The sequence below is a fragment of the Bdellovibrio sp. HCB-110 genome, from assembly GCF_047323225.1.
Lineage (GTDB): Bacteria > Bdellovibrionota > Bdellovibrionia > Bdellovibrionales > Bdellovibrionaceae > Bdellovibrio.
In genome coordinates this window covers 3,706,154-3,721,581 of record NZ_CP178750.1, presented here as the reverse complement: position 1 = coordinate 3,721,581, position 15,428 = coordinate 3,706,154, and the positions used below count along the sequence as shown (strand labels likewise).

Annotated in this window: 15 protein-coding genes; 5 read left to right on the top strand and 10 right to left on the bottom strand. The window is 46.6% G+C overall.

The genetic code is table 11. The annotated features are described in order from the left end of the window. The first annotated feature begins 12 nt into the window (after positions 1-12). Complete coding sequence (locus ACL934_RS17625; RefSeq protein ID WP_374075749.1) at positions 13-213, top strand: hypothetical protein; 201 nt, start codon at positions 13-15, stop codon at positions 211-213. Here ACL934_RS17625 and ubiE read toward each other — a convergent pair whose 3' ends face one another. Both ubiE and aroF read right to left on the bottom strand, forming a co-directional pair. Next, on the bottom strand, positions 214-927 hold the full coding sequence (gene ubiE / locus ACL934_RS17620) for a bifunctional demethylmenaquinone methyltransferase/2-methoxy-6-polyprenyl-1,4-benzoquinol methylase UbiE (RefSeq protein ID WP_374075747.1): 714 nt from the start codon (positions 925-927) through the stop codon (positions 214-216). It lies immediately after the preceding gene. Further along, positions 917-1,750, bottom strand: coding sequence for a 3-deoxy-7-phosphoheptulonate synthase (gene aroF, locus ACL934_RS17615; RefSeq protein WP_374075745.1), 834 nt, complete (start codon positions 1,748-1,750; stop codon positions 917-919). The genes ubiE and aroF overlap by 11 nt, the downstream gene beginning before the upstream one ends. Positions 1,751-1,828: 78 nt before the next feature. Here aroF and ACL934_RS17610 point away from each other — a divergent pair, with 78 nt between their 5' ends. Genes ACL934_RS17610 through ACL934_RS17600 form a run of 3 tightly spaced genes read left to right on the top strand, consistent with a single transcriptional unit; the run spans position 1,829 to position 5,177 of the window. After that, a complete protein-coding gene (locus ACL934_RS17610; RefSeq protein WP_413612677.1) occupies positions 1,829-2,854 on the top strand; it encodes a chorismate-binding protein in 1,026 nt (341 codons plus the stop codon). Then, positions 2,851-4,422 (top strand): 2-succinyl-5-enolpyruvyl-6-hydroxy-3-cyclohexene-1-carboxylic-acid synthase, encoded by a 1,572-nt coding sequence (gene menD, locus ACL934_RS17605; RefSeq protein WP_413612676.1) that lies wholly within the window; start codon positions 2,851-2,853, stop codon positions 4,420-4,422. Before ACL934_RS17610 ends, menD begins: the two co-directional genes overlap by 4 nt. Then, positions 4,419-5,177 (top strand): alpha/beta fold hydrolase, encoded by a 759-nt coding sequence (locus ACL934_RS17600; protein WP_413612675.1) that lies wholly within the window; start codon positions 4,419-4,421, stop codon positions 5,175-5,177. Before menD ends, ACL934_RS17600 begins: the two co-directional genes overlap by 4 nt. Here ACL934_RS17600 and ACL934_RS17595 read toward each other — a convergent pair. The 4 genes from ACL934_RS17595 to ACL934_RS17580 all read right to left on the bottom strand — a co-directional run bounded on the left by ACL934_RS17595 (position 5,157) and on the right by ACL934_RS17580 (position 8,975). Next, positions 5,157-6,002, bottom strand: coding sequence for a S1 family peptidase (locus ACL934_RS17595; protein ID WP_374075735.1), 846 nt, complete (start codon positions 6,000-6,002; stop codon positions 5,157-5,159). The genes ACL934_RS17600 and ACL934_RS17595 overlap by 21 nt on opposite strands. A 100-nt stretch (positions 6,003-6,102) precedes the next feature. Beyond that, complete coding sequence (locus ACL934_RS17590) at positions 6,103-6,933, bottom strand: S1 family peptidase (protein ID WP_374075732.1); 831 nt, start codon at positions 6,931-6,933, stop codon at positions 6,103-6,105. A 135-nt stretch (positions 6,934-7,068) separates the two neighbouring features. Beyond that, entirely contained in the window at positions 7,069-8,016 is a 948-nt protein-coding gene (pip, locus tag ACL934_RS17585) for a prolyl aminopeptidase (RefSeq protein ID WP_374075730.1), read from the bottom strand. 86 nt (positions 8,017-8,102) lie between these two features. Next, positions 8,103-8,975 (bottom strand): YihY/virulence factor BrkB family protein, encoded by an 873-nt coding sequence (locus tag ACL934_RS17580; RefSeq protein WP_413612674.1) that lies wholly within the window; start codon positions 8,973-8,975, stop codon positions 8,103-8,105. Positions 8,976-9,153: 178 nt separating this feature from the next. Here ACL934_RS17580 and ACL934_RS17575 point away from each other — a divergent pair, with 178 nt between their 5' ends. After that, complete coding sequence (locus tag ACL934_RS17575) at positions 9,154-10,779, top strand: response regulator (RefSeq protein WP_374075726.1); 1,626 nt, start codon at positions 9,154-9,156, stop codon at positions 10,777-10,779. A 30-nt stretch (positions 10,780-10,809) separates the two neighbouring features. On the opposite strand, the gene hmgA is transcribed toward ACL934_RS17575, so the two are convergent. The 4 genes from hmgA to ACL934_RS17555 all read right to left on the bottom strand — a co-directional run bounded on the left by hmgA (position 10,810) and on the right by ACL934_RS17555 (position 15,381). Next, positions 10,810-12,090 carry a homogentisate 1,2-dioxygenase gene (gene hmgA, locus ACL934_RS17570; RefSeq protein WP_374075723.1) on the bottom strand — a complete coding sequence of 427 codons (1,281 nt, stop codon included), beginning with the start codon at positions 12,088-12,090 and terminating at the stop codon, positions 10,810-10,812. Positions 12,091-12,193: 103 nt separating this feature from the next. Then, positions 12,194-13,147, bottom strand: a complete 954-nt coding sequence (locus ACL934_RS17565; protein WP_413612673.1) for a hypothetical protein — start codon at positions 13,145-13,147, stop codon at positions 12,194-12,196. Between the two features lie 111 nt (positions 13,148-13,258). Next, complete coding sequence (locus tag ACL934_RS17560) at positions 13,259-15,043, bottom strand: OmpA family protein (RefSeq protein ID WP_413612672.1); 1,785 nt, start codon at positions 15,041-15,043, stop codon at positions 13,259-13,261. Positions 15,044-15,090: 47 nt separating this feature from the next. Continuing rightward, positions 15,091-15,381, bottom strand: a complete 291-nt coding sequence (locus ACL934_RS17555) for a GlsB/YeaQ/YmgE family stress response membrane protein (RefSeq protein ID WP_413612671.1) — start codon at positions 15,379-15,381, stop codon at positions 15,091-15,093. Positions 15,382-15,428: the final 47 nt, after the last annotated feature.

Sequence of the window (15,428 nt, the reverse complement as noted above, 5' to 3'; positions counted from 1 at the left end):
GAAAATGACCCTATGAAACTCGTGGCTCTAATTTCTCTTTTGCTACTGACAGTGGGATTGGCATTCTGGGGATGCCCAACAAAGAAATATATCCCTGATCCTACTCCGCCAGAACCTCAGGTTTCTCACTATGAAGAGCTTTTAAGTCTTGAAGGACGGGCACCTCCGGTCGGTCCCCGCGTTGAATGGCGCCGTATGATGGCGTCCCGATAATTACTTTACAGTCCCTTTGTAGATATAAGCGATACCACCCGTAAGAGAAATATACTCACAGTGAGAGTAAGCGCCGCTTTCTTTCATAAGGCCTAGGAACTCTTCACGGCAAGGGAAGGCTGCAGAAGACTTTTGCAAGTATTCGTAAGCTTCTTTTTGTCCCGTCACAAGCCCGCCAATCTTCGGCAGAATATTTTGAGAGTAGAAATTGTAAAGAGCGCCGAAAACAGGAATGTTCACTTGGCCGAACTCAAGGACCATCACAGTGCCGCCTGACTTCGTCACGCGTCCCATTTCACGCAAGGCTTTTACTGGATCACCGACATTGCGAATACCAAAAGAGATACTGCAAACATCAAAACCCTTATCGGCGTATTGAAGCTGTGTCACATCGGCTTGTTCAAACTTGATATCAAGGCCGCGCTCTTTGGCTTTTCCAGGAGCAGGGATGAGCATCTCGGCGCAGAAATCTGTTCCGACCACTTCGCCCGTTGTGCCAACCTTTTGTTTGAATTCAATGGCAAGGTCCCCAGTGCCCGTCGCGCAGTCTAAAACTTTGTCGCCTGTTTTAGCACCGCTGTACTTAACTAGCTTTTTTCTCCACAAGTGGTGAATCCCCATCGACAAAACGTTATTCCCTTTGTCGTAGTTTGCAGCCACTTTTGAAAACATCGAACGGATGATTTCTGGATTTGGAGAATGCTTAGTTTGCATGAGCGGCCACCTTATGAAGAGGTCTGTCGATCGCAGTGAGAATCTTATCAAGCTTGTTCATCATGTTTTTGAAATCATCCAGTGTCAGAGCTTGCATGCCGTCAGAAAGAGCTTCTGCCGGACGAGGATGAACTTCCACGATAATACCGTCAGCTCCTACCGCCGCAGCGGCATAAGCCAAATCAGGAACCAAAGCGCGAATGCCGACGGCGTGTGAAGGATCGACGATCACCGGTAAGTGAGAATTCTTTTTCGCAAAGGCTACGGCGTTCAAATCCAAAGTGTTGCGAGTCGAAGTTTCAAAAGTACGAATCCCACGCTCGCACAAAATCACATTGGGATTTCCACCGACAGTCACGTACTCTGCCGCTTTAATCCATTCCGTGATCAACGCTGCAAAACCGCGTTTCAACAACACAGGTTTTTTCTGCATGCCAAGCTCTTTCAACAAAGCATAGTTATGCATATTGCGAGAACCGACTTGGAAGCATTCGACGATGTCATAGACTTCTTCGATTTGGCGAGCGTCTGTGACTTCAGAAACAAGTTTCATGTTTGTTTCTTTGCAGACAGTTTTGATGAAATCAAAAGAGGATGTACCCAAGCCTTGGAAGTCTTTAGAAGAAGTGCGCATCTTCCAGATACCGCCGCGAAGAATGTGGGCACCTGATGCCTTGACACCTTTTGCGGTTTCCATGAACTGCTCGTAACTTTCGATGGAGCAAGGGCCTGCCATCACTGTGAAGTTAGAGCCGCCGATATCATATCCACCGATATTGACGATTTGGGTTGAGGGAGTTGTTTGCATAGTTTGCATTTCCATAATACGACTTCTTAAATGGAACGGCAGAATAGCATAACGCTCTCAGGCATTACAAACTTTTTGGAGGCAGGGGCCCTCTTGCGCCATGGGGATCAATGGGTTCTTATTGAGGGACCTTTTCACCCTTCCTCCGACGCAAATCGTGATGAAATTACAGTGTTTTTCCCTGATTTCTACGATTTGGGCTCTTCTCCCGCTCTTGTTGGAGCCAAAACTTACAGGCTTTCCACAGAGGAACTGCGTAAGAATTGTGAGGCGTTCTTGGTTCATGCGCCACCTACTGAGGCCCCCGTAAGGAAGACGTCTTGGGAGGAACCCCTCAAAGAGCATTTTGCAAACGCACTGAAAATCACCCAAGATCGCATTGCCAAGGGAGAGATTCAAAAATCTGTTCCGGCGGTTTTTGCACGATCTCGGCAAACAGTGACAGCGCCAGAGCGCGCGCAAATGTTGCTGCGACTTTTGGAAGCTCCGTCCACTTTGTATGTCTACGGTCTATGGCAAAATGGCGAAGGTGTTTTGGGTGCGACTCCCGAAGTGCTTTTTGATTATTCCAAAGGTTATTTAAAGACCATGGCCCTTGCGGGAACGTGCCCAAAGAGTGAGGCGAGCAGTCGCGAATCTTTGCTTCAAGACGAAAAAGAAATGCAAGAACATCTCTATGTTCTTGAGGATCTCATGTCTGTTCTGCATCCTTGGGGCGAAGTGAAAACGGAAGGTCCCAAGATTGTCGAGCTTCCGACACTTTACCATTTGAAAACTGATATTGAAATTCGCTGCAAAACAAAACCCGAGTTCTTTTCACTGATCAAACAACTGCATCCAACACCAGCTTTAGGGGTTGCACCTCGTTCGGCAGGTTATAAATGGATGGCAGAGTTTCCAGGACAAGAAGGACGCCGGGGATTCGGAGGTCCTTTTGCTTTTATTGGCAAAGAGGAGGCTCTGTGTCTTGTCGCCATTCGAAATTTGCAGTGGAATAGGAACACTTCCATGATTGGTTCCGGTTGCGGCGTTGTTGCTGCCAGTGAATTGGAACGTGAGTGGAGAGAGCTTTATCAAAAACGCCTGTCTGTAAGAAAGATTTTGGGGCTGGATGTATGACAAATATGGAGTTAGCGGGAAAAGTCATTCAGGAGTTGGTGCATACCGGAGTGCGCGAGTTCGTACTTTGTGCGGGTGCCCGCAACAGTCCTTTGGTGCACATCCTTGACGAGAATAAAAGTCTCAAAGTTTTTTCATTCTTCGAAGAACGGTCTGCGGCTTTCTTTGCCCTAGGTCGTATCGCGAGCACTCGTCGTCCCGTTGCAATTATCACGACTTCGGGAACAGCGGTTGCTGAACTTCTGCCGGCTGCGGTTGAGGGGACGTACTCTTCTTTGCCCTTGATCATGGTGACAGCCGATCGTCCGAAGCACTATCGCGGGACGGGAGCGCCACAGACGATTGAGCAAGTGGGGATTTTTTCTTACTACAACGAAGTGGCTCTTGATATTGATGCCGAAAATTCCCATGTTTCGTTTAAATCTTTGTCTTGGAAAAAACCGATTCACGTAAATGTGTGTTTTGAAGAGCCCTTGATTGACGGACCAGTTCCGAAAATTGATTTACCCACTCATTCAGAAAGAACAAAACTTCCAGGGCAATTGCCTTTGGGAACTTTGAAAGAGATGGAAAACTTTCTCAACTCTCACAAGCCTCTTGTGATGGTCGGAATTTTACCTGAAAAAGCTTACGGCACTGTTTTGGATTTTTTAAAGCAGTACAAAGCGCCGGTTTACTGTGAGGGTATTTCAAGCTTGCGCGGTCATCCGGATATCAAAGATATCGAAATCCGCTCAGGTGAACAGATGATTCACCGAATTTTAAGATCTGGGGTGTGTGACTCGGTTTTGCGCATCGGTGGGGTTCCTACGACTCGCGTGTGGCGCGATCTTGAAGACAAATATTTGAACATTCCTGTTTTCTCTGTGAGCTTTAATCACTTCACGGGACTGAGTCGTCCTGTGCAACACGTGAATTCTTTGGATTTGTTGAGCCAAGTGGAGTTTTCAAATCCACAGCACGAAAATATCAAACTCAATATCGAAGACAGCAGCCGGGCTGAAACTGTGCGTGCTCTTCTTACAAAGTATCCAGAGTCCGAGCAGGGTTTGATTTATTCTCTTTCTAAGAGAATGGATGGCGGCTCTATTTATCTTGGAAATTCATTGCCAATTCGTGAATGGGATTCCTGCTCTTCGCACGATGCACGCCCTTTGCGTGTGGCGGCCAATCGTGGTGCGAACGGAATCGACGGACAGCTTTCGACATTCTTGGGATGGGCACATCCCGAGGCGGAAAACTGGTGCCTTGTTGGAGATTTAACAGCGCTGTATGATTTATCGTCACTTTGGGCAACTTCTCAACTAGAAGCGCGCAAACTTCGCATTGTCGTTATCAACAACGGAGGAGGCCAAATCTTCTCTCGTATGTTCAAAAAAGAGATATTCGTAAACAAACACCAGATTTCTTTCGAATCGTGGGCAAAGATGTGGAATTGGTCTTACCAAAAGTGGCATAATATTCCTGTGAACAGCGAATTGCATGACCATCAAATCATCGAGCTCGTCCCTAACTGGGAGCAAACTCAAGAATTCTGGAAGGAGTACGAATCTCTGTGGAGAGAGTGAACCTCTTTTTTCTACATGGTTTCTTAGGAAGACCTTCTGATTGGGCGGTGGTGAAAGCGCACCTGCCTCAGCATGAAGGTTTGCGTATTTTTACTCCCGATTATTTGAAAGAATTGTCATTGGGTCCTCAGCACACTTTCGAAAAGTGGGCCGAAAATTTCACGAAGCTCGTGGAAGGTCACGGCTGCGCGGGGGAGCGCAATATCCTGGTTGGATACTCTTTGGGTGGGCGTTTGGCTTTGCACGCTCTCGAAAAAAAACCGGCTCTTTGGTATAAGGCGATTTTCGTATCGACAAATCCTGGTTTTAACGACCCTCACGAAAGTTTTGATCCCACATCGGAAGAGCGCCGTCAGCGTTGGATGAACGACTCTTACTGGGCCGAGGAATTTCTTAAAGCTCCTTGGGATATGGTTTTGCGCAACTGGAATGCACAGCCTGTTTTTGGTGGTGGAGAAACGGAACCCACGCGCATTGAAAAAGAATATTCACGGGAAACACTCAGTCTCGCATTGACTCAATGGTCCCTGGCACAGCAAAGAAACATGCGCTCGGTGATCCAAAAACAAGTTCAGAAAATTATTTGGATGGTGGGGGAAAGAGACGAGAAGTTTATGGAGATGTCCCGTCGTTTGACGGAAGAAGTGCAGGGGCTTCGTTTAGAAACTGTGCCTGCTTCCTCTCATCGTGTCTTGTTTGATAGTCCCAAAGATCTTGGCGAAAGAATCCGCCAACTAATTCAACAGCTTCTTTAATCCCGCATCAATCCACGTGCGGTGCTTTTTCACGTTCATGTAAATAGATTTTTCCAAGCACACATCTTTGTTCTCGATGTATTGCTTTTTTTCGTCTTCATGAATTTCATCAGGAAGGGTCCATGAAATCGCAGAGGCGATCCCAACAACGTAGTCTTGGCCTTCGTAGCGCATTAAAGCCGGCCCCCCAGAGTCGCCACTGCAAATGCCACGGCCGGATTTTTGATCCACGTAAAACTGGCTTTCATTGGCGTTAAAGCTGTCGATTTTAAGCTCTACATGGCGAAGGTAACCGGACCCCTGCGTGTCTGAGCTTGGCACTTTTTTGCCAGAGATGCGACCGTATCCCGTCGCTGTGAAACCATACCCGGCTTTCAAAGGGAAGTCTGCGCCCGGTAGAAGCAACGTCTTATAACCCTCAGGGGCATTGCCCTTGATAAGAATCAAAGCCAGGTCGTTGCGATCGTTGGAATTTTCTTTTTTGTATTTGTCATGCACAACCATGTTTGCGGCTTGTTTCATCACGTAATCGCCAGCAAGAGGTTTTATGCCGAAGGCAAGAGTGAGGCTTTTATAACCACTGGGAACACAGTGTGCGGCGGTCAGAATCACGTCTTTTTTAATCAAAAGACCCGTGCAATAAGTTTTTGTCGGATTGTCATAGATAAGCACAACGTATTTAGAAATAACGTTGTCTTTCGTGGTGTCTTTTCCACCCACGATAGCAGCATCATAAACTTGAGTATCAACCTCAGATTGAGATCCCCCACAAGCCGTCAATGCTAAAACGATTAAAGAGCTCACGTACAACTTCGTTTTGTTCATTAGATCCCCAGGCATGTATGGCATCTCAATAACAAAAGGGCTGCTATTTTCCTAGCAGCCCTTTGCAGTTTGAAAAAACTTTTTGGTTTATTATCCGAGATTAATTTGAAACCTGAGGACTTACCAATGAAGTCGTGAGCTTATTGGCCATTCTGTTCAACCACGTTTTGTAGTACAGAGCGTTTGTGTAAGCAGAGTACTTCGAGCAGTCGTTGTTAAGATCATCCACTCCACGGCTTGTGACACCCCAAAGGTAGTATTTTCCTTTAACTTGGATGTAAGCAGGGCCGCCGGAGTCGCCATGGCAAGCGCCTGTACCTTCAGTTTGGTTCAACTTGATTTCTGAGGTGCTGAATTGAGGATCTTCAATTTTAACAGTCGTCATGCGCAAGCTGCCAGCACCGTCACCTGTCACACCGTTTGTGATTCCGTATCCGGCAAGCACCACCGGAGCTCCTTTTTTAAGAAGCTTTTTATTGGAGTTACTCAAGAAAGTCGCAGGTTTGTAACCAGCAGGAACAGATCCTACGAAGTGAATCAAAGCGATATCACCCGTGTCTTTCTTTTCGCGCTGGCGAGTTTCCCAGTACTGAGAGATTTCGATTTTATCAACTTGGCGACGCTCCGATTTAGGTCCCAAAGTCGTATCAAACATAACGAACATAGCGTCTTCGAACTGTCCGATACAGTGAGCTGCTGTTAAAACTAGATTGTTAGGAAGAAGAGAGCCTGTGCAAAGTTGACCTTCATAAGAGTCATAAACGGCTACGATACTTTCTAGAATTTTGTCGCCGGCTTTTACTTCCGTGCCACCAATAATTCCGTCCCCTGTCGCCTGAACCTCACCTGATGAATTGTTAGCTTGAGGTGCGCAGGCTGTAAGAGCCAGACTTGAAACGATCCCCGCCAAAATCAATTTATTCAGTTTCACTTAAATCCCCCCGGATTAACACCACAACCCCTGTGATGCGTGAAAGCTAATAAACCCAATTTGGAACCACTTTACAAGTTGATAATATTTATGGCTTCCATAAGGGACGGCGAAATCCCTTATGGAATGAAATTCTTACAGATGTTTGAAGCTCTCTGTGGCCTCTATCAGAGCTGAGCGAGTGCCAGGCTCTGCAGCGGCATGGCCTGAGTCAGGAATGATTGTAAATTTTGCTTCAGGCCACGCCTTGTGAAGATCCCACGCAGAACGAGCGGGGCACACAACATCGTAACGGCCTTGCACGATTACGCCAGGGATGTGGCGGATCTTTGCGACGTTCTCTAAAATCCAGTTATTGGTATCAAAGAACGCGTTGTTGGTGAAGTAATGGCACTCAATGCGCGCAAAGCTCAATGCAAACTCAGGATCGTCGAATTCGTCGATGGCGCCTTGGTCAACAATCAGGCGAGACGTCGCGGCTTCCCACTTGCTCCAGGCTTTAGCGGCTTGCAAACGAACTTCAGAATTTTCGTGAGTCAGGCGTTTGTAGTAAGCCGTCACCAGATCGTGGCGTTCATTTTCTGGAATAGGTTTTAAGTATTCATCCCACACGTCAGGGAAAATTTGTGAAGCTCCTTCTTGGTAGAACCATTTGATTTCTGAAGGACGGCACAAGAAGATTCCGCGCAAAACCAAGGCCTTCACGCGTTCAGGATGTTTTATGGCGTATGTGAGAGCAAGTGTAGATCCCCAGCTCCCGCCAAAGACAACCCATTTGTCGATCTTAAGCATTTCGCGAATTGTCTCCGTGTCTTTGACAAGATCCCACGTTGTGTTCTCGCGAAGTTCTGCGCAGGGAAGAGATTGGCCAGAACCACGTTGGTCAAAAAGAATAATGCGATAAGTTTTTGGATCAAAGAAGCGACGGTGGTCAGGGTGAACGCCTCCGCCGGGGCCGCCGTGCAAAAACACGATGGGTTGTCCTTTTGGATTTCCGCATTCTTCCCAGTAAAGGGTGTGAATATCTGAAACCTTCAGCATGCCCTTGTTGTAGGGTTCAATTTCAGGAAAAAAATCGCGCATAGAAACTCCTCGTCGCAAAGATTCTGTCCACAAGAAATTTCCCTTAGCTTTGTGACTTTGTCAAAGTGCGGAGCGGCCTATAATCGCTAATGTGTCTTGTTAATTTCGTTGGCGATCTCGGCACTGATAAAAATAATGATCGAGGAGTAGTACACCCACATAAGCAGCACGATGAACGACCCGGCAGCTCCGTAAAGAGACGCAAAAGCGCTTTGTCCGAGATAAAGACCAATCAATGTTTTCCCAATAGAAAATAAAAAGGCTGTGATCACTCCGGCTGTGATGGCAACCACGGGCGGGATGCGTTTTTGCGGAAGGAAAAAGTAAATCGAAGCAAAAAGAAAACTAAAAATCAAAAGTGAAACAAGCAAATTGACGGTTTGAACAATGAGAGCCGCAGATCCGTGAAGTGTCATCGAAATAAAAGAGGAGATAACGAGGGACACGAGAGAAATAAATACGAAAGTCAGCACCATGCCCATGCTGAATATTTTCTGCTTTAAGAAATCCATAGAAGATTGAAGAAAACTCATCTCCATATTGGCAGCCAGGGTGTCGACTTCAAAAATCGTATTCAGAGAGCGCCGCAGTTGTCCGAAAATAGCGCCTGCCGAAAATAATAAAGTGACCACGCCGATAATTCCGGCGAGGTCGCGGATCTCGGGAGTTTTATGCGCATTCATGGTGATGGCTTTGATCGTTTCGCTGGCTTGGGTGCCCACAAGGTCTTGAACTTGCGTGACTAGCTCTGCCTTGAAATCCGCTCCCAGAAAGGAAACGAAGGTGATCAGTAAAATCAGCAAGGGCGCCAAAGAGAGAGCCGTGTAGTAGGAAAGCGACGCCGAGAGATCGAAAATTTTATCTCTATCGAGTTTATCCAGAAACTCGCTGCTGAGAATGCGCCTAAGGGACACAGAGATTTTCATAGTAAAGAAGGTACCATAAAGAATATAAGCCATATAGGAGCAGGAAAATGTGGCAGGAATTTAAGCTTTGCATTGCGAAATTTCATTTTTAAGTCTGTCGAGTGGCAGAAAAGAGCGAAGGTTTATTTCTTGAAATGTTTTGTTTTGGTGTGTTATCACGTCCCCAACGGCACGTCAGCGGATATAATTTCATGGTTAGGGGTACTTTAGCATGGAAAAAACCAAGCTGCTCGTTGTTGACGATCATATCGAGAACGTCCTGTTCTTGTCGCATTTAATATCGAACAATGATGTTGAAATCATAACGGCACGAAATGGAGAGCAAGCCCTGGCTCACCTCATGGACCATGAATTCGGTCTTGCTCTGCTGGATGTGCAGATGCCAGGTATGAGTGGTTTTGAATTGGCCCGCCTGATTCGCGCTTCGAAAAAAACAAAAAATCTTCCGATGATTCTGATGACCTCCGAGCAGCGCGAACGGGCGGTTGTGTTTGAAGGTTATGAAACGGGAGCGGTCGATTTTCTTTTTAAACCTCTTGATCCCCATGTGGTGCGCAGTAAAGTGCGCACTTTTGTTTTGCTCGATCAACAGCGCCGTTTGTCCTTGGCGCAAGTTCAAGAAGTGGAAAACCTCAAGCGCAAAGCCGAAGAAGCGAATTTGGCAAAAAGCCATTTCCTTGCCAATATCTCTCACGAAATTCGCACACCGTTAGGCGCGGTTTTGGGGTTCGCAGATATTTTGAATCAGGATAAATTGAGTGAAGAGGAGCGCAGAGAATTTTTGGACGCTATTCGCAGAAACGGCGAGTTGTTGTCGCGGTTGATTGATGATCTTTTGGATCTTTCAAAAATAGAAGCGCAACGCTTGGATTTTGAAAGAAAAGAAATTTCAATCAAAGATATTCTGAGCGATGTTCAATCTATTCTGGGTTTCCGTGCCAGTGAAAAAGGGATCGCTTTACAAGTTGAGAGTCCGGCCACGGATCTTCTGTTGATGGCCGATCCTTTGCGCATTAAACAGGTGCTTTTGAATGTTATCGGGAATGCTGTCAAGTTCACCGATAAAGGACAAGTGCGCGTGCAGGTGAAAACTCAAGATTGTCGTTCTCCGGCAGAGGCAGGGCATCTAAAAAAAGTCATCTTTACGATTGAAGACACCGGTTTGGGACTAACGCCCGCTGAAGTGCAAAGACTGTTTCAGCCTTTCAGTCAGGCCGATGTTTCTACGGCCCGACGGTTTGGTGGAACCGGTTTGGGCTTAGTGATTTCCAGACAACTGGCTCGTTTGATGGGAGGAGATTTGCAACTGGTCTCTTCGCAAGTGGGTGTCGGTTCCGTTTTTGAAGTTTCATTACTTTTGGAATTAAGTCCTTACGTGAATCAAGCTTTTCATCACAACTCGTTGCGAGAACCTTTAGCTCATGAATCTTCGATTGCCGGAAAAGTGATTTTGGTGGTCGATGATGTTGGTGACAATCGTCTTTTGATTGATCGTTATTTGCGCCCGCAAAAAATCAATCTGTTACAAGCGGGAAGCGGACAAGAAGCTTTGGATATTTTGCAGACGACCAGCCCTGATCTCATCCTGATGGATATTCAAATGCCGATGATGGATGGTTACGAAGCCGTTCGTCGCATTCGCATGCGAGGTTACAAGGCTCCTATCATTGCTCTGACGGCTCATGCTATGCGCGAAGAGACTCGCAAATGTTTAAGTGCGGGATGTGATGCTGTTTTAACAAAACCCACTCGTCGCAATGAATTGGTCGGACTTTTACAAGAATGGTTATCCATCGGTCCGAAGTTCAATGAAGGTACGCCATCCCCGACGGTATAAAAGAAGCCTGGTTCATCACCAGGCTTTTCCTTATTTAAAATTCTTTTTAAATCCTTGCCAGCAGTCCTGGTAATCCTCTTGGATAAATCCTTTTTGCAAAGCAAAGTCCGTTACCATGTAAGGCACTCGTGATTCAAACATGAAGGCCATGGTGTTTTGAATTTTGTTTGGTTGTAAATCAGCATGGCTCGCTTTTTCATAAGTTTCAGCATCAGGTCCGTGGGCAGAGAAGAAATTGTGAAGACTTCCTCCGCCCGGCATAAAACCACCGGCCGTTTTTGCATCGTACTCGCCATAGATCAATCCCATGTACTCGCTCATGATGTTGCGGTGGAAGTACGGAGGACGGAAGGTGTGTTCCGCCACCATCCAACGTGGCGGGAAGATAACAAAATCCACGTTCGCCGTTCCCGGTGTGTCGCTTGCCGAAGTGAGAACAGTGAAGATCGAAGGATCTGGATGGTCAAAGCTCACGGTGTTGATCGTGTTGAATTTGCGAAGATCATATTTGCATGGAGTGTAATTTCCATGCCATGCAACGACGTCTAATGGAGAGTGGCCCATTTCTGCACTCCACAACTCGCCATTGAATTTTCCGATCAAATCAAACGAGCCCTCTTTGTCTTCGAAGGCTGCAACCGGAGTGAGGAAATGACGGCGATGAGCCAAGCCGTTGGCGCCAATGGGTCCTAATTCCGGAAGATGGAAAGGATGACCAAAGTTTTCTCCAACGTATCCTGTGCAGCGAGGGCTGTTCAGGGGATTGATTTGGAATTTCATTCCGCGCGGAACTAAAACGATTTCTCCCGGTTCGGCTTCAATAAATCCCAATTCCGTTTTTACTTGGATGGAACCCATTTGTGGAACGAAAACGAAATCTCCGTCGGCGTTCATCATGTAGCTGTTTTCCATTCCCTTGTTGAAGGAATATAGATGAATGTGGATGCCTTTTTGTTCGTGGCTAGAGCCATTGCCGCAAACCGTGCGCAGACCTTCAATGAAATGACCATTGATTTCTGGCAGTGCATTCCAGCGCATTTGATTTGGATTTGTGTGTTGAGGTTTGAAGAACGTTTTTTGTGTCAGCTCTTTTAGTGGCTTGTAGGATTTATGCATCACAGACGGACGCAAGCGGTAAAGCCAAGTGTAAAGGTTGCTTGCGCGAGGAGCTGTGAACGCAGAACCACTGAGTTGCTCTGGGTAAAGTCCCAAAGGCGCTTTTTGTGGAGAGTTTTGATCTTGAGGAAGCGCACCTGGGCGTGCCTCAGAAGAAAAATGATTTCCAAAGCCGGATAAGTATTTGTTTTCCATGCCTCTTAGCTAATCAGCTACAGGCTTTGAAAGTCAATCCGGAGCGCGCAAGGACAACGGGGCCGAGCCCTGCCCTACAACATTGAGATTAATTCTCAGTAAGTTATTGCGGTGGAATAGCAATTACGCCGGAGCGGTATTTCTCAATACGTGTCCAACGAGGAGCTCCACCGGGGGCGAGGGGATTGAATTCTCCAACCTCTAAGTTGTCGATGGAATCCAGTCGGCGCATGCTGTGGGCTTCGATTACTTTGGAATAGGTTCCAGGGAAAACATGATAACCTGCATGGGCTGTTCCTACGAAGAATGGAGCCGCCTTAAAACTTTCTGGAAGAGTTTTATCAAATCCAACCAGGGTGTGCTTATCATCAACACGGATCGTGTAATAGAGATCGCGCTTCATCACGGCATCGTATCTCATGGCGTGCATGCCCCATGCGGGGTGATAGACGAACTGACCAAACTCATTCGTGATTCCTGAGTTCCAATTCACAGGTTTACCAGGAAGAATCGCAGGCTCTTCGGCATCCCATTTCGTCATCAAGTCTGGACGTGGATTCCAGTAAAGAACTTTCCATCCCAACTTTTGCAGATGTTGAATCAACACAACGCCTGAAGTTCCATTGGCGATAGTGTTGCGATCAATACGTGCCCAGAGATTTTTTAGAACGGGGCTTTGAGTGGCGTCGAAGCCTTCTTTTAAGCAGTCTCGTGTAAGACCGATGCAGCTAATACCCTCAAGATCATCGACGATCGAAGCGGGTGCTCCCACGCGACGGATGATTTCAAGTCTTTCTTCGCGAGTGTCGATGGCAGGATTGCGATCGCCGTAGTATTTGGAAATTCCGTACTTGTTAAAGAAATCCAAATGAGTCTTCCAGGTTCTTTTCAAACACTGACTTGCCACTGTGGAAACGGTGTCTTTGTGTTGATAATAAAGCGCGCGCTCTTCTTTGGTGACGACGAGGTCGGCAGGTTTGTTTTGCGCGAAGGCGATAGAGGAAAAACTGAAAGAGACCAAGAGTGTGGATCGCAAAACCGTCAGAGCATAAGTCATGGCAAAACCTCGTGGAAAAGTAAGTTTTTAGTTCAACCCGATTTTCTTTTCCACTGATTTTGCCTCTGAGAGAGGGCTTTGCAATTTTTTCTGTCGTGATTTTAGACAGTGCTATTGATTGTAGTAGAGCTTCAGTTCCACACGACGGTTCGTTAAGCGACCTGCATCGGTTTTATTGGAAGCAATAGGTTGTGATTCACCGTAACCCACAGCTTCCACTTGATCCTCGCGAAGATTGAACTTAGAGCGCAGAATTTGCGCCACAGTTTCCGCGCGGGATTGGCTGAGCTCCTGGTTGTATTCATCGGAGCCAATATTATCGGTGTGACCCACGACGATGATCTTCTTAATTCTCACCTGAGACATATTGGATAGATTTTTATCCAATTCTTTTTGTGACGACTTCGTCAAATTGCTCGTGTTGAAAATAAAGTTGAGGTTTTTAAGAAGCAAAGCCTTGGCCGGTTTTGGAATAGTCACGACATGCACCAGGGCTTTGGCTTTCTGCCCTTGTTCGTCTGTGACAGTCACTTCCACATCGCCCGGATTCATTGGCGCGATGTACTTCAGTGTGCGGCTTGAGATGCTTCCGAAATATTCAGGACTCAAATCGGCTGTGTACGGAGGCGTTCCACCTTGGGCTTGAAGTTTTGCAACACCGCCTGTGTAAACGGTGATTTCTGAAGGGATCACTTGCAGAGCTTCTGCTGCTGGTGAAACTCCGGATTCTCGCACGTGAACAGGAACCGTGACGGTCGCGCCTTCCGCGTCTTTCACAATAAGTTCATCATCACCGACTTGGTCGTAAGCGACATATTCCATCGTATTCTCATCAAAGTATCCAAGACTTTGCGTGAGTTCATACGAATAAGGAGCGACGCCGCCAGTGACAGTGATCTTTTGTTTTTCGTTTTGTGCTAGGTTGATTTCGTAGGGCTGAACTGAAAGTGTCGAACTTTTTTGAGCAGCGGTTGTTTGGGGAGCACTTGAGCCAAAGGTAAAGAAGTGATTGATCCCCACATAGACGCGATAATCAGGAGCCAGGCCCTCCGGCATGATTTCTGCCGTCGCACCAAAGTGACCCCAAAGATTTCTAGCCAAACGATATTTCCCGCCCAGCAAGGCCTCTAAAGAGTTGATATATTTTTGATCCGGGTGATTTTCTTTTTTGAGTCCATAAGAACTGAAAAGTTCCGCGTGCAAACGCCATTTCTTGGAAAGTCCAGTGACGTAACCGGCTGAAGCGATCAGTTGATCACTGACGGGAAGAAAGTAATCAGTGGAGACTGGATCTCCAGGAGTTCTTTTTCTATAACCTAAGTTAAATCCGTATCCGCTATCGCGATCTCTTTTGTCATAGATAAATTCGATATTCCAAATGGGAGACGGGGAGTTTCCAATGTAAGGATTGTCTTGGGTGGATGTTAAATCCGCGGAGCCCGCAACCGCAAAGCCGCCGGATTTTTCTTGAGAGATATTGTATTTAAATCCCAGACGGTGTCCGTTAATCCCTTCAGAAATAAAATTCTGCTGTCCTTGTCCTGAGTCGGGTTCTTGGCTGAAATAGCCTGGCAGAGAGTAAGTGACCTCAAAGTTTTGAGTGATACCGTAAGCTAGAATAAAATCGAACGTGAACGCTTTGTCTTTGTAGTCGACAAACTGAGGCGTGACGAGATCGTCATAGACACTCAGTTCATTTCTGACGTAAGCACCGAAGAAACCGATATTAAAATAGTTTTTTTCAAGTGTTTGCGAAGAGTGGATGTTTTGAAACACCAGAGAATCCGGATTCGGCGCAAAAGTCTGCATGTTTCCCAAAACGTTGGCGTGAGCGCCAAACGAAATCAGTTGAATGAATGCAAGACAACCAACCAGAAGTTTTCTTTTGATATTCATGAACCTCACCCTGCTAAACAATGCTGTATAGTTAAATGGTAAGTGTTTCAAGACCGGGTGACAATCCTATTTACGACGACCAGGATCGCGGCTCCGGCAATGCCGATCAGAACCCCTTGCCAGCTAAAGGCTGTGAACGTCGGCCAATGGAAAAGTCTAGGTGCCAGAAAGTTTCCTAAAAAGGAACCGGCAAGTCCCAGGAGGATTGTGCGAATCCAGCCCATGGCTTCGCTGCCAGGAATAAGAAGTTTTGCGGCCACTCCAACCCCCAGTCCCAAAACGGTCCAAAGTACAAATTGATTGAAAAGTGGATGATGTAAAATCGAATTGATATTCATAGAATTAGCCTCTTGATCCAGGTTAGCGCGGTTCATTTTTTCTGAGT